Here is a 13,590-nt window from a genome sequence, read left to right on the forward strand (position 1 = left end):
CTAGTCTGCATTTATCGTAGAATATATACCACAAATATGGTGATCATTGATCGGCTGCCTTTATATAACTAAAGGGCAGGTTAGCGTGGTATATTTAATTAAAGTTCTAACAAGGAGGCTGCAAATGAATTCGATAACCTCGAAAGAGTTTGCAGAGTACTGTGCTTATGAAGAGTGGTCAAATTATAAAGCACATTGTATCTCATTAGACGAGTTCATTAGTGACTGGTTACCCAATATGGTGGAGGATCAGCATAAGCTGTCGATCTTTTGGAACAGAGATGATTCTGCAGTTCTTGAGATTCAAGTGCTACTAAATGATTTAGTGAAGGAACTCAAAAAGTATTGATCCATCGTTACGCTAACGGGGAACGTTAGCTTAATAAAACTTAAGAAGGCATCAAATTGATCAGCTGCTGATTTCAACTAGCGGACTGACAATAGGGATCGTTGAAGAAATGCTGACGATCTTTTTTTTGTATGTGTTTAATTATGAGTATATAAATCACGAAAAAGGGCTCCTCTGTAGACCAGGACACCCCAAGTGCGGGTCAGCGATCACGTACCTGGATATAAATGGGTGTTTCCCGGCAAAAAAAGGTATAGAAAGCCAATGCGCGGATCTGATGCTCTTTTATCAGTAATTATGGCGTAAAGCCAGAGAGCTTGAAGAAAAAGAACCGGAGAATGTTAGGCGAATAGATGAGATTTATGAGATGATCATGGACATTAGTAAGATATTTGAGGTTAGAGCAGGACACAGCTCAATAGAAACAAACTCTATATATCTTAAAACAGAAGATTCTATTTTCTGGCATGGGTGCTTGTAGGGGAGAATGCATGTTGGAGGAGATATATTTCATTATTTCCTGAAGATAAGCAGAGCATCTCCTGAAGGAGATGCTTTTTTTCTTGAGTAAAAACATTGTTAGGATTGCTACTGGGTATCATTCGTCCTAAATCGAGGAAGTATAAATATATTACTCTCTTTTTTCATTATCTAATGCCCGACGAAATACCAAAGCCGAAACAGCAAATATAATAAAAGATAATGTTGAAGCAGCAGTAAACATCTTCAACACATTTCCTATTGGGGGGTTAAACAACAGAGCAATTGAGATGATTAAAACGGCACCTGTTAAACCCATTCCCAAAATCGAGATCGCTAAAATCTTGTTCATCAAATCACCTCACAGCGGATATTTCACCATTTAAAGAGATTAAATGAGTGGGGCTGGAAGAAAGTTATCAAGAGTCCTAAAAAAACTATAGTGCTAAGGTTATTTGTCAACACAATGTAAATATATATCTTTCTATTATGCACCGAGACGGGACACAAATACTACTAGAAAAAGTGATTTCAGAATTTCCATATGCTAGACATCTAGGTGAGCGTTAAAAGGATAATATTAAAGTGAACATTTATTGTTATTTATTAGATCCTTTAATATGATTGAATTAAATTAAACAAAGAAAGGTCTAAAGTAATTTGTATGATTTTATCGTTCTAATGGAAAAATTAAACTGACCCCTCCGCTATTTTCAGCGAGAGAGGCCCGTTACTTGTCAATTGCAGTACTTATATATTGTGCATGCCCTCCAAAACAGCGATCAAGATGAAGAGTTGTTACTAGGCGATCTGTCAATTTTTTTGGTTCGTTCCGCCAGTTCAGTTATTGACTTAATGTCTTGATCAGTTAATAGATCTAGAAAATACTTGCGTATTGCCTTTGAGACTATGGGAAGGGCTTCATCCAAGGCTGACTTTCCGACGGATGTAATAATGACTTGCACACCGCGATCTGTGTCTAGTGGTTTCCTCAGAACTAGACCACGTTTTTCCATACGCGTTAGATGATGAGATAGTCGGCTCTTATCCCAATCCATCGAGTCAGCTAATTCTTGTTGGCGAAGTTTACCATCCCCAAATTGGACTAAACGATCTAATACTCCAAAATCGCCTTCTGATAGTCCTGTATATTCAGACATTTCTTTTACAACGCGACCGAAGACTCGTTTAAAGGAGCCTTTCCACGTATTCCATAGTCGCATTTCGTCTTCGTTTAGTTCATTAATATCCATGCCAATATAATACCATGGTTGACACGTCAACTACAAGGTGTTAGAGTTTGTTTTATGAGTTGACATGTCAACCGAGGGGTTGGATTTGTCTTAAGGTTAATACGTCAACTTAAGGGGGCTATAAAGATCTGCAAAAGATGTATAGGAAGGTGAGGAAGGAGAGAAAAGTGCATAAACCTGTGCCTTGGTCACTGGGGCAAACAAAGGAAACGGGCATCAAATAACGAAAGATCTCGCGTCAAAAGGATTTACTGTGCTCATCAACGTTCTTAAATGAAAAACGCCAGCGAGTTAATCTCTAGTACTGACTCACTAGCGTAACGCCTACAAATATAAGGAGTGTGTTATTAAATGGAATATGTGAAACTGGGACAAAGCGGTTTGGATGTTTCGAAATTAAGTCTTGGAACCATGAGCTTCGGCGTACCTGAACGCGGCAATACCCCATGGTCATTGAATGAAGAGGACAGCAGACCGATTATTAAAGAAGCAATCGAAATGGGCATTAATTTTTTTAGTACTGCTAACATGTATTCGGACGGAACAAGTGAAGAAATTCTTGGACGTGCATTAAAGGATTTCGCCCACCGTGATGAAATCGTCATTGCTACAAAGGTATTTGTTCCGATGCGCAAAGGTCCGAATGCAATGGGGCTTTCCCGTAAAACCATCATGACCGAAATTGATAACAGTCTAAAACGGCTTGGAACGGACTACGTCGATTTGTACCAGATCCATCGGTGGGATCCTAATACACCAATTGAGGAGACAATGGAGGCTCTTCACGATTTAGTTAAGGCGGGAAAGGTTAGATATATCGGAGCATCCTCCATGTTGGCATGGCAATTTGCGAAAGCGCAGCATGTCGCGGAGCGCAATGGCTGGACACGTTTCGTTTCCATGGAAAATAGACTTAACTTGCTTTATCGTGAAGAAGAAAGAGAAATGCTCCCCCTTTGCAAAGATGAGGGCGTTGGCATCACTCCTTACCTGCCTTTGGCGGCAGGCCGGTTAACCCGGGACTGGAATGAGCAGACCTCGCGATCCGAGAATGACCAAATAGCAAAAGCGTTGTTTATTAAAACGGAAGAAGCTGATCGCAAAGTTGCTGAAAGAGTAGCGGAGGTTGCCGCTAACCGAGGGATTCCGCGCGCGCAAGTTGCTCTTGCATGGTTGCTGCAAAAGGAAGAGGTCACAGCACCAATAATCGGTTCGACCAAAATCAGCCATCTCGAAGATGCGGTTTCAGCGTTATCGGTTAAATTAACGTCTGAAGAAATTAGCCGTTTAGAAGAACTTTATATACCACATGTATTAGTATAAATTGGACACATATCCTTTACTAAGATACCGATTTGTATCGATATCCTCACCAACATCGATTCTATAAGCTAAAACTTTTGCATAAACTCTTCTTGGATGCGAACCTTGAAGAGTTTATTCGCTTTTTCGATGTGACAAGCAGCTGAAGACATTTGGGAGCCGACTAAAAAAAGGTAAACCTGATTTCAGGCATACCTTATAGGCAAAATGGCGGGGAACTTTCATGAACAACCCCTAATCTATTGAACATGGATTGATGATCGATAGCGATAAGGTATCAGTCTAATTACATTGCGAAGCACGCGATTATCCTAACACAGGGATAAATGCGTGCTTTTTTGTTTTTATTTGTAGTCACTCAGGAGGTAGCAGGAAACGTAATGATAGTTCAATTCAACTAAGAAAGCGGCTGATCAATATGGTCGGCTGCTTTTTTCAACTAACGGGCAGGATAGCAAAATAAATTCTCTTCATTTGGTGAAAACTACCTTTAAAATGCTGAGGATGAGGGTTTTAGAAATGAAAAGATGTATCGGATCACTGCTAACAGTCATCATTTTCTTTGTGACAATACAGCCCGTTTGTGCAAAGCCAAACGATGAACCATTGAAACGGCTTGTACTTACTTTGTTAGCTCCAAAAATACAGGAACAGATTAACCAATACTATACAAGTAAATTAACTGTATCACCTACGTTTGCGCCTTTTTTGAATGGAACTGATGTAGACGTTAAATATCATTCTTCGCATATTGATGTTCAGGTTAAAACAATCCCGTACGTAGGACCTCATTTGGATGTTGGAGTCGACTCGATGAGGTTTAGTATAGATAACTCCGGATCAGTAGTGGTTCTTGAGTATAAGCACATTAGGGATTATGACTTGCCTACTCTAAGAAGGTAACCGATTCTCATATTTATGTTGGGCTCTCGGTGACATAGGTAAGTAACAAAGAAGATGAGCCAAGATTGACACGCAAAAATTAAAGCAGCCCGCAGCAAAGGTATTCGAGGGGCTGTCTTTTCAGATTATAAGTTGTAATTAATGCCTTCGCCAGCGCCTGTGCGGGCATTTATGTATACATGAGAAACGCCTTCAATCCCAGTGACGGGAAATGCATATACGAGCTTGTCGTTGCGGAGCTCCAGCTTTGGCTTACCCGAAACGTTAACTTTTGGACCAAGCTTCGCTGAGGCTTGCTCCGCTGTAAGCTTCGGGTGAATGGGGAAGGTTTTATTGTAATAGGTAAAATACTTAGACGCATCGAAGCGCTTTAACGCACCGGTACGGCGATCAAATTGCCATACGACTTTCATCTGTGGAATGGAAACTTGCTCCCGGACCGGAATATACGTGAGATAAATGGAGGTTTCTTTTATCTCTTTCGCTACTAATGTCAGACGTTCGCCAGACCAGCGAGCCATCCAGGTATCCGCAACCGCGACAACCTGCTTTAAGTCCATAGATTGCTCTACATCTCCTTTTTCGGAGATCAAGCCCTTGCGTCTCACTTGGAGCACGTGTCCGCTTTTACTCAGTGTTGCAATATAGGAGCTGGTTGGTTTCCCATCGGTGTCCGATAAATTGAAATCCATGACTTCTCCGAACTCGGGGCCGATTCCGCCGGAGGACATGTGGACGATTTGCTTACCTACTCCTTTATTCCAAGCCTCGCCCATGAAAATTTTCGCTTTGGCCGCAAGCTCCGTAGCCTTATACGTGGTTTCCCCGGCAAACACGGTTCCTGGCTTCAGAGGTATGTAAGGATTCTGGTTGTACAGGAACTCGTTAAAGGCTTTATTGCCGGACGTAAAGACCGAGTCGAGTTGAGACAAAGCCTCTTCCATTTCGGTCGAAATCTGTTGTATATCTGATAAAGAGGAATCAACAGCTTTCTTCCTCATCTGCTCTAGATACGGTAGAGCGATCCTCGCGAACGTTCTCAAGCGTTGAATTTGTTCTAATTGATCTGGGTTGAGCGACATTCCCTTCTCGCTGGCAGGATAGGCCAAGTAGCGGCTGCCGTCCGTGATAAATGACTCATACGAGGACCAAGATGGAAAGTTCATTGTAACGGATCCGATCCTTACATATTCCAAAATAAAATTGGCATGTTCAATTGCAGATTGAAGTGCTGCTTGCCGATCCGCAATCGTAGATGCCGCAAGAGCTTCCGCAAGCGCATAGTCGAAATCGCGCAGGTAGATCGCTTGCATATGCGACCAGTATTGCGTATTGCGCTGTTGTTGCTGCTTCCATTGTCGATTATCCTGATGCTCGGTATAACTGAAATACGCGCCTGCTAATGTCGTCACGCAAAGCAGGCCGATGATGGATTTGGTAAGAACGTTCATGTCAATTAAAACTCCCGTCTTTGTCTTCATAATGCTTATCCACTTTAACAAAGATGAGAACACAGTTTAATGAGTAAATTTTACCAATATAGATTCCTAGTCCATTGCGCCAACTCTTCATGCATGAGGCTTATGAAATGCAAATTAGAGGTGGGAAATAGTATCATTAAGGCGTTAGGTTCCTATTTTTGAATTATCTCTTCAGGAACGCCTACAGTGACGGCTTCAAGTGTCTCATAGTTAATGAGGAGGAACATAGACAAAAACTTTGCCTACGATCTGCTGAATTGTGGTCTAGGGGGGATTAACTTATCCCGAAAATAAACGTCTCCCAGTGAGTGAGGATAAGTCTTTAAAGCGTCACTTAGATATTTGGTTTTACCCCATGTTTCGTTTGATAGGCAAAGCAAATAGCCCCCACGAATGGACGGGGCTAAGATTTGAACGGTTCAATTTACACTCCATAGTTATACGATCCTGCACGTTCTACGATTATATTCCAGTCTTCTTCTTCAAAAAGGATATTGTTCTCATCCTCGGGTTCGCCGATCTGTACTTCAATGAAGACCAACCTGGTTTCAGCGAAAATAGAATAGACGCTCTCCGAGATCATCGCGAACTGAGTGCCCAGAGTCATCTGTGTGACCTGTCCGTTGATAAGCAATTGACCGCTGCCTGCAAGTACCATCCACGCTCTACATCCTGCCCGGTGCCAGTTCAACCCGATATGTTTGCCCGGTAGAACCGTTATGTTTAATATGGTTACAGTTGTACTCTCATCTTCTACCGAACTCTCGATGACACGATAACTGCCCCAGGTTGCTTCACCATACATCGGTTTTAATGGCAAGTTGCCTAATTGCGCTTTAATTTCATTTGAATTATTTTTGTTGGCAATGAGTATGCCGTCCGGACTTGCGGCAGCGATAATACCTGGCACGCCAATGACTTGGATGGGGTAAGGAAGCTCGTTAATAATATAGGAGTCGGAGGAAGAGCCCGAGATTCCACCGTGTCCGATTACATGGGAATCTAACTGTGCGCACAGCGTATCCCAGCTTCCGATATCCTGCCATACTCCCTTATAAGGCAGGACTACGGCCCGCTGAGCCTTTTCTGCAACATGCTTGTCAAAACTGCGTTCAGGCAACGCTTCATACAGGGATGACAATTGATCATAATGAACCGGAAGCCCCATTTTTTTAATATGGGATATCATAAACTCGACGGTGAACGCGTACACACCGCAGTTCCATAGTGCCCCACGTTGTATCAGAGTTTCAGCAATGGTGGCTTCGGGTTTTTCTATAAATTGTGTTATGGGCGCATAAGCATGTTCTTCCTCACCCGGCAGGATGTATCCATACTGTTCTGAAGCATGTGTAGGCCTTGTCCCAATTAAAGCAATATCGGCTTGAGAATGTTTCAAGATGTCCGGTAGTAATTGAAAGTTGCTGAAAAAATCTTCACCTGCGAACACATCAGCTGGCGCGATACAGATCACATCGTCATCTTTGGCCATTCGGAAGGATTGCAGATATAACGTCGCTAAGGCCGCCGCAGTAAAAGTGCCTCGTTTATATGGTTCCCCGATGACTGGTAATTTACCTTGAGTATGTCGAGCCGTAATATTAGCCTGATCCTGATGTGAAATAATGAGCGTTGAATCCGTCAGGGATGAACTGTCAAGCTGGCGGCATACTCTGCGGATCATGGATTCCCTACCTCCAGCGGGTGATGGAAGTATATCTATGAACAGCTTGGAGCGAAGCTCATTGGATAACGGCCAGAGCCTTTTGCCAGAGCCACCGCACAGCAGTACGATATGCATGGGCTTCCTCCTTAAGCTCAGGGAGCTTTACTATAGATTTTCCGTTTATGAAAGGAAAGAGAACGGTATTTAAGGGCCAGATTACGGATTTGTTGCTCTTTTAACGAAGAAGCGTTCACATTCAGACTTTTATTCATGGAACTTTTAAGGACCATGCTGCCTGGGTTCTTCGTGTACATAAAATTGGCATACGTTTCATACTCGGAGAAACCAAACTGCTTTTTCTTATTGATATTGGAGATGATCGCTTTGTACCATGGCAGTTTATGAACCGCTTCAATTTTCTGTTTCAAGGCAGAGAGTTTAGATTTATCGAAAAGCATATAATGGGTGACAAAAGAGCGGGGACGCGGAGCTTTCATGCCTAACAACTTGCTGTAGGTATTGAAATATTCCGGCTGGCTCCAGTCACGGCAGTAAAATACTGTTTTGCCTTCTACAAGAAATGAATGAGGTTTAATCAGTACGGTATCCGCATCCATGACTAGAAAGTATTTTGCCTTCACAATGGAATCTCCGTTCATTTTGAGCAACTGCTGATATAACCAGCCTGACCGATTCCACCGGGAGGACTGGTAGTGTATCTCGTTTTTGGTTATAGGCAGGACGGATCGCTCATTAACAAAAATGCAGTTTTTACGGGAACAAAGTTTTCTGATTTTGGTGCTGACCGGAGAAACAATATATATGCTTCCAATGGGATGTTTTACATAACGGCGAATGTTATCGATGACGAGGGGAAGGGTAGTCAAATCTTTTTCGATCGCTGGTATAAGAACATCAATCTTAGGCGCATTATTCAACCGGATTCCACGCTGGACGGACATCTTCTCAACTCCTTGCACAAATCGTGATGACTTATTATATGGTATGTGTGCAAAAGTGTTTTGGTCAGGGCATGTGCAAATATACATTTTTACGAATAGGGGCTTTTGTTCAGGGTTCCTTTATCGGTATTACATATAATGCATGCAGGATCTTGATCAAACAGCGAGCTTTGATGCGGTTGCTGAAGGGAGAGTTTACGACATGGGAGTTGATAAATTGCAGCCGTTAAGAAGCAAGTGGTTAAAAACAAAATTGATCATTAATAATGAATCAATTAAACCGTATATCCCCGACACACAGAAATATAACAAAACGAATCTGAAATCCATGATCAGCAAATATGGAATGGTCTATGTCAAACCCGAGAGAGGTACTTTCGGGATGGGTGTTATTAAGGCCGAGATGGACAGTCATCAACATTTTGTCTATCAGATAGAGCAAAAACGCCTGACGTTTGACAGCTTTGAATCGTTTTATAGCAGTCTGACTCGTTTGGTGCATAAAAGAAGTTATCTGATTCAGAGAGGAATCCATCTGCTTAAGCACAATAACAGACGTTTTGACATCCGAGTCATGATACAGCTAAGCCCTACCAAACATTGGGAAGCTACCGGAATCATCGGCCGACTGGGTCATCCAAAGAAAATCGTAACCAATTATCATAGTGGTGGAACCCCGATGGATATTCACAAGCTGCTACAATCGCATGCATCCACAAAACGCAGGAATGAACTGGTTCAGGAGATGAATGAGCTTAGCCTGCGCATAGCTCGTCATATGAAAAAAAAGTACCCTTATCTAATGCAAATCGGTGTGGATATCGGCCTTGACCACAGTCTGAAACCCTGGATTATAGAGGTGAATGTCAAACCGGACCCATTTATATTCAATCAATTAAAAGACAAGAAGATGTATCGCAAGGTAATACGATATTACCGCCATGCTGTGCCCAAAAAAACAGAATAACAGATTGGATTTTTCATAGGAATGGATGGAGAAGGTTTCAAGCTCAAGAGTCGCCAATGTGGCTTTAGGGTCTGAATAATGCATTTCATCCCAATTCGATTCCGAAACCTATGCTAAAATAGTATATTCGAGAGTGCCAGTAACAGATGCAACTCAATGTTGTTAATTCAGCTGACGTTTTGCCGAGATGGTCTTATTGGCTATAGGGTAGATGATATTAATGTTATTGCTTTATTAGAAGCAGATTAAGATAACGAGAAACTTTTGCACAAAAGAAATGTAATCAACAGCAGCCGGTATTCTGGCTGCTGTTTTTAACTAACGTACTGACAATAGGGATTGCTGACGATCCTTTTTTTGTATACTTTTATAGACAGTCAAAAAGAATATTCACTAGGCTTTCTTGAAAACTTCAAGTAAGTTAGTAAACCAAACTTATAGATTAAAGATATTATCAGAAATCTCACAACCTTCCAGCAATCTACTGCGTTATATCAGTAGACCTAAAGAAAATAAGATCAGCATTGCCAACACTTTAGGAAAAACATTGAAAAGTAGGTTTCAATCCATGAAAGGAAAAAAATTAGTATCGCTTTTACGTACTGGAGTTGTTGCTGGCTCTATTTTAGTAAGATCGACTACCACCGCGGAAAGAGTCGTTGCCCAAACTCCGATGGAGGCAGCAACTGAGTACTATGATGCTTACATCGCTAGGGATGCAGAGGGAATGATGTTCTATTCAAAAGATATAAACTATTTGGATGAGAAAAGTCGGGAAAAGGGATATGTAAAGGATTTCAAAACCAATCCTACTACTGGGTATGAAATTGTGGGAAGCAAACAAATCAACAATAATGAAGTTGAAATTTTAGTGATCGAAAAGTATGTAGGACAAGGCTACGAACAGTCACCACCACTCCCTTATAAAGTTTTCAAAAGCGATAATGGATGGAAGGTTTTAGTAGAACCATTAGAGATCAACACAGTGACAGGTGAAGTCACTAAAGGTACGCCAGTTCACGCTCGGCAGTATATGGATAATTAGTTAGTTTTTCTTCGCAAAAATTGACCGTGTTCTGTTATATTCACGTATTCTGGATGGAACTATCCGAATACTTCCCGCTTTTGTGGATACCCACAAAAGCGTTTTTACATTATAAATGATACAATTTCTTGATTTTAACGGTAGCAGTGGCTTGAGAAGGATCCGACTTTTTAATTGATCCCGCAATACTAAACTCGACATTCTCACCTCCGGGTCGATGGATTTGATAGTCCTGATCGTAATTCCTTTTTCAAAGATAACGGTGTGCTAAATGCAAGCGCTAGTATTTACCGCTATAGCCTGTACGACATCCCTGCCGTTATAATCCCAAAAACGGGAACTGTGCAAAATTATAGCGATTTGGTAATATTAGCCTCAGACTTCAAAGGATTTGGCATACATAGATTTAATAACGCAAAAAGACTGTAATCCACTAAGCTAACGGGATACGTTAGCTCAATAACAACAAGAAAGCAGCTTATCATTGTGAATGGCTGCTTTTACTCAACTAACGGGCAGTTATGCGTAACTTCTAGGGAATGTAAACATCTAAATAACGTAAGGAACGAGGAGGCAGACAATTCATGGGAGGAACGAATGTATGGGATGCGGAGTGGGAGGTTAACGAAGAGCAGGCACGGACGCTGATCGGCAGACAATTCCCTCAGCTGTCATCGAAGCAAGTGAAGCGATTGGGCTGGGGCTGGGACAATACGGTTTTTCTCATCGGTGACGAGTACGTGTTCCGGTTTCCAAGAAGATCGATTGCAGTTGGCTCGATTCATATGGAAGGGAAGCTGCTGCCGAAGCTGGAGGCATATATGACCATCTCCTATCCGAAACCGTTGTTTTATGGCGAAGCAAGTGACGAATACCGGGCACCATTTCTTGGCTATGCGTACGTGCCAGGAGATTTCCCAATCGGTTTGACGGAAGAACGCCGGGCTTTATCGGCAGAGACGCTGGCGAAATTTTTGCGGAGATTGCATGAGTTTCCGGTGCAGGCGGCGCTGAAGTGCGGAGTTCAGCAAGATCATCGAAACTTGACGGACATAGCATCGCGCAAAGTGAAATTGGAAGGCTTTCTATCGAAGGTGGTTGAACACTTGTCGCCGGAGGAGTCGGGTGTGATCGAAGCGTATATTAGCAGGCTGCAAAAGGACCGTGTCGAGGCGGTGAATGCACTGCTACATGGCGATCTTCATTTCAAAAATATGCTTGTGAATGAGAACGGGATCGTTTCTGGCATCATTGATTGGGGCGATCTGAACGTAGGCCATCCGGCTTGCGATTTGAGCGTTGCTTATAGCTTTTTACCACCTTACGCTCGCGGCGTGTTTTTCGAAACGTACGGAGGAGCGGACGAGGAAACGAAGCTGCTGGCGCGGCTGATCGCGGTATACATCCCCATGCTGATCTTAATGCAAGCAGTTGATGACGGGAATGAAGCGATTGCGGCAGAGGCAAAATCCAACATCATGCGGGCACTGTTGGATTAGGCTCATTATTTCGTTGCGGCTATGGGGCTATGGCTATCGGCACCATTTTGTCGTTTAAAGGCAGCGATAAGGTACGATCCGCCTTCTCTGATGCCGTTCTTGTCCAGCTACGGCAATAGGTACAAGTTCTTGTCAAAATGTGTCGCGGGACAAGAACATTGTACCTTCGCTGAAAAGGACAAGAACAATGTGTCATTTCCGATAAGTATCTAAAACTAAATTGATCACACCGATGAAGAATTGCTTTATTGGAAATATCAAATGTAATAGTATGGCTTTAATAAAAACTGAGGAAGGGAGGGGTTTCAATGGGGATAAACCGTAGTAATCTGGATGACATCGAATTCATAAGAGCAAACTTAATGGGGCCTAGTTCAATTGTCATGATTGAGGAGCTAACGTCAAAATTGTCATTGAAGAAAGGAATGCGAGTGCTGGATTTGGGCTGCGGGACCGGACTTACTTCTATCTATCTGGCGTTAAAGTTCGGCGTAACCGTGTTTGCTACCGATTTATGGATTAGTGCGACCGAAAACTACCAAAGATTCAGTGAGTTCGGCCTGGAAAACCAAATTACCCCAATTCATGCGGATGCACTCCGTTTGCCTTTTGCGAACCACTATTTCGATGCAGTCATTAGCGTAGATGCGTATCAATACTTTGGAGCGAATGAACAATACTTGGACCGCCATTTAGCGCCGCTAATCAAAGAAGGAGGTATTTTCGCTATTGCGATGCCAGGGGTGAAGGTAGAATTTGATGTGGTTGTGCCTGCAGAGCTGCAGCCATTCTTGTCACCTAATGGAGAAGATATTCATTGGCATACTTGTGAATGGTGGCGGAAATTATGGGAGGAATCTCCTAACGTTTGCGTTGAATCGGTAAGGGAGATGAGCTGCTTCTCGAAAGCATGGAGTGAATGGCTTCAGTCCGACAACGATTATGCGCGCGAAAATATCGCATTACTGAACGCTGATGACGGGAAATATATGAACTTGATCTCGCTTATTGCTTCAAAAAAATAGAGGCATTTTAAGAGCCGCCGTACATTACATAGGCGGTTTTTTCCTCTTGGCGAAAAGATGTCGAGGGACAAGAACATAGTCCGATTGCCGATTAGGTGTACATCTAAACATTAATCACATGAACTTAATACTGTATTAAGACCATAACAAAGACTTTATTTTCTGGTTCCCTAGCTGTTGCCGTTTCATTTTTAAGAGCCAGTCTAAACTATGACTTTACCCAAGCGGGGTTTCTTCATCATTAACGCCTTCCGATGTTCCTCCCCAGGTTTCACCCCATATGCGCATCTCCCGAAGTACAGGTATGTACGCCCTTCCTTTATCTGTTAGCGAATACTCAACAGTAACAGGTGAGGTAGGGAACACCTGACGGTTGATGACTTCATGCCGCTCAAAATGACGCAGGACATCCGTTAAAGACTTGATGCTGACATTGTCTAAATATCTTCGCATCTGATTAAATCGCTGCGGACCCAGACTAAGTAAGGTGAGTACCAAAATAGCCCATTTTCCGCGAACAACCTCCAACGCCTCGCGAATGGAGATGAGACATTGTTCGTCCTCTTTGCTTATATCCACAAAATCATCCCTTACTATAGTATAGTTAGTCTAATTTATAGAGCTATATAAAAATAAT

General features: G+C 42.5%; 13 protein-coding genes. 7 read left to right on the forward strand and 6 right to left on the reverse strand.

Annotated features, from left to right (window positions below; genetic code table 11):
* Positions 1 to 124: 124 nt before the first annotated feature.
* Positions 125 to 349 carry a DUF2750 domain-containing protein gene (locus tag ACR1R9_RS10785; RefSeq protein ID WP_099859079.1) on the forward strand — a complete coding sequence of 75 codons (225 nt, stop codon included), beginning with the start codon at positions 125 to 127 and terminating at the stop codon, positions 347 to 349.
* A 631-nt stretch (positions 350 to 980) separates the two neighbouring features.
* On the opposite strand, the gene ACR1R9_RS10790 is transcribed toward ACR1R9_RS10785, so the two are convergent.
* Together ACR1R9_RS10790 and ACR1R9_RS10795 are read right to left on the reverse strand one after the other, a co-directional pair.
* On the reverse strand, positions 981 to 1,181 hold the full coding sequence (locus ACR1R9_RS10790; RefSeq protein WP_433921090.1) for a hypothetical protein: 201 nt from the start codon (positions 1,179 to 1,181) through the stop codon (positions 981 to 983).
* Between the two features lie 430 nt (positions 1,182 to 1,611).
* Complete coding sequence (locus ACR1R9_RS10795) at positions 1,612 to 2,082, reverse strand: MarR family winged helix-turn-helix transcriptional regulator (protein WP_099859077.1); 471 nt, start codon at positions 2,080 to 2,082, stop codon at positions 1,612 to 1,614.
* Between the two features lie 351 nt (positions 2,083 to 2,433).
* On the opposite strand from ACR1R9_RS10795, the gene ACR1R9_RS10800 reads away from it, so the two are divergent.
* Together ACR1R9_RS10800 and ACR1R9_RS10805 are read left to right on the forward strand one after the other, a co-directional pair.
* Positions 2,434 to 3,405 (forward strand): aldo/keto reductase, encoded by a 972-nt coding sequence (locus tag ACR1R9_RS10800; protein ID WP_433921089.1) that lies wholly within the window; start codon positions 2,434 to 2,436, stop codon positions 3,403 to 3,405.
* A gap of 519 nt (positions 3,406 to 3,924) precedes the next feature.
* Positions 3,925 to 4,308 (forward strand): DUF3888 domain-containing protein, encoded by a 384-nt coding sequence (locus tag ACR1R9_RS10805; RefSeq protein ID WP_433956457.1) that lies wholly within the window; start codon positions 3,925 to 3,927, stop codon positions 4,306 to 4,308.
* A gap of 125 nt (positions 4,309 to 4,433) precedes the next feature.
* Here the strand turns inward: ACR1R9_RS10805 and ACR1R9_RS10810 are convergent, their stop codons facing one another.
* The 3 genes from ACR1R9_RS10810 to ACR1R9_RS10820 all read right to left on the reverse strand — a co-directional run bounded on the left by ACR1R9_RS10810 (position 4,434) and on the right by ACR1R9_RS10820 (position 8,417).
* The gene (locus ACR1R9_RS10810; protein ID WP_433948783.1) at positions 4,434 to 5,759 is read right to left on the reverse strand and encodes a hypothetical protein; all 1,326 of its coding nucleotides are present in this window, start codon (positions 5,757 to 5,759) and stop codon (positions 4,434 to 4,436) included.
* 454 nt (positions 5,760 to 6,213) lie between these two features.
* Positions 6,214 to 7,590 carry a sugar phosphate nucleotidyltransferase gene (locus ACR1R9_RS10815; RefSeq protein WP_433921087.1) on the reverse strand — a complete coding sequence of 459 codons (1,377 nt, stop codon included), beginning with the start codon at positions 7,588 to 7,590 and terminating at the stop codon, positions 6,214 to 6,216.
* A gap of 17 nt (positions 7,591 to 7,607) precedes the next feature.
* Positions 7,608 to 8,417: a DUF6492 family protein gene (locus ACR1R9_RS10820; RefSeq protein WP_076288754.1), complete on the reverse strand. Its 810-nt coding sequence runs from the start codon at positions 8,415 to 8,417 to the stop codon at positions 7,608 to 7,610.
* Positions 8,418 to 8,619: 202 nt separating this feature from the next.
* Here ACR1R9_RS10820 and ACR1R9_RS10825 point away from each other — a divergent pair, with 202 nt between their 5' ends.
* The 4 genes from ACR1R9_RS10825 (at position 8,620) to ACR1R9_RS10840 (ending at position 12,953) form a co-directional block, all read left to right on the forward strand.
* Positions 8,620 to 9,384 (forward strand): YheC/YheD family protein, encoded by a 765-nt coding sequence (locus tag ACR1R9_RS10825; protein ID WP_076288753.1) that lies wholly within the window; start codon positions 8,620 to 8,622, stop codon positions 9,382 to 9,384.
* Between the two features lie 403 nt (positions 9,385 to 9,787).
* Positions 9,788 to 10,429 (forward strand): hypothetical protein, encoded by a 642-nt coding sequence (locus tag ACR1R9_RS10830; protein ID WP_433921086.1) that lies wholly within the window; start codon positions 9,788 to 9,790, stop codon positions 10,427 to 10,429.
* A gap of 584 nt (positions 10,430 to 11,013) precedes the next feature.
* Positions 11,014 to 11,928, forward strand: coding sequence for a phosphotransferase (locus ACR1R9_RS10835; protein WP_433921085.1), 915 nt, complete (start codon positions 11,014 to 11,016; stop codon positions 11,926 to 11,928).
* 308 nt (positions 11,929 to 12,236) lie between these two features.
* On the forward strand, positions 12,237 to 12,953 hold the full coding sequence (locus tag ACR1R9_RS10840; protein WP_433921084.1) for an SAM-dependent methyltransferase: 717 nt from the start codon (positions 12,237 to 12,239) through the stop codon (positions 12,951 to 12,953).
* 216 nt (positions 12,954 to 13,169) lie between these two features.
* Here the strand turns inward: ACR1R9_RS10840 and ACR1R9_RS10845 are convergent, their stop codons facing one another.
* A complete protein-coding gene (locus ACR1R9_RS10845) occupies positions 13,170 to 13,532 on the reverse strand; it encodes a winged helix-turn-helix transcriptional regulator (protein ID WP_433921083.1) in 363 nt (120 codons plus the stop codon).
* Between the last annotated feature and the right edge of the window lie 58 nt (positions 13,533 to 13,590).

The organism is Paenibacillus taichungensis (assembly GCF_050994985.1).
Taxonomy (GTDB): domain Bacteria; phylum Bacillota; class Bacilli; order Paenibacillales; family Paenibacillaceae; genus Paenibacillus; species Paenibacillus taichungensis.

Excerpts from the sequence above, each read along its gene's own strand:
- ACR1R9_RS10785 (WP_099859079.1), top strand. The coding sequence starts at position 125 with ATGAATTCGATAACCTCGAAAGAGTTTGCAGAGTACTGTGCTTATGAA.
- ACR1R9_RS10790 (WP_433921090.1), bottom strand. The coding sequence starts at position 1,181 with ATGAACAAGATTTTAGCGATCTCGATTTTGGGAATGGGTTTAACAGGT.
- ACR1R9_RS10795 (WP_099859077.1), bottom strand. The coding sequence starts at position 2,082 with ATGGATATTAATGAACTAAACGAAGACGAAATGCGACTATGGAATACG.
- ACR1R9_RS10800 (WP_433921089.1), top strand. The coding sequence starts at position 2,434 with ATGGAATATGTGAAACTGGGACAAAGCGGTTTGGATGTTTCGAAATTA.
- ACR1R9_RS10805 (WP_433956457.1), top strand. The coding sequence starts at position 3,925 with ATGAAAAGATGTATCGGATCACTGCTAACAGTCATCATTTTCTTTGTG.
- ACR1R9_RS10810 (WP_433948783.1), bottom strand. The coding sequence starts at position 5,759 with ATGAACGTTCTTACCAAATCCATCATCGGCCTGCTTTGCGTGACGACA.
- ACR1R9_RS10815 (WP_433921087.1), bottom strand. The coding sequence starts at position 7,590 with ATGCATATCGTACTGCTGTGCGGTGGCTCTGGCAAAAGGCTCTGGCCG.
- ACR1R9_RS10820 (WP_076288754.1), bottom strand. The coding sequence starts at position 8,417 with ATGTCCGTCCAGCGTGGAATCCGGTTGAATAATGCGCCTAAGATTGAT.
- ACR1R9_RS10825 (WP_076288753.1), top strand. The coding sequence starts at position 8,620 with ATGGGAGTTGATAAATTGCAGCCGTTAAGAAGCAAGTGGTTAAAAACA.
- ACR1R9_RS10835 (WP_433921085.1), top strand. The coding sequence starts at position 11,014 with ATGGGAGGAACGAATGTATGGGATGCGGAGTGGGAGGTTAACGAAGAG.
- ACR1R9_RS10840 (WP_433921084.1), top strand. The coding sequence starts at position 12,237 with ATGGGGATAAACCGTAGTAATCTGGATGACATCGAATTCATAAGAGCA.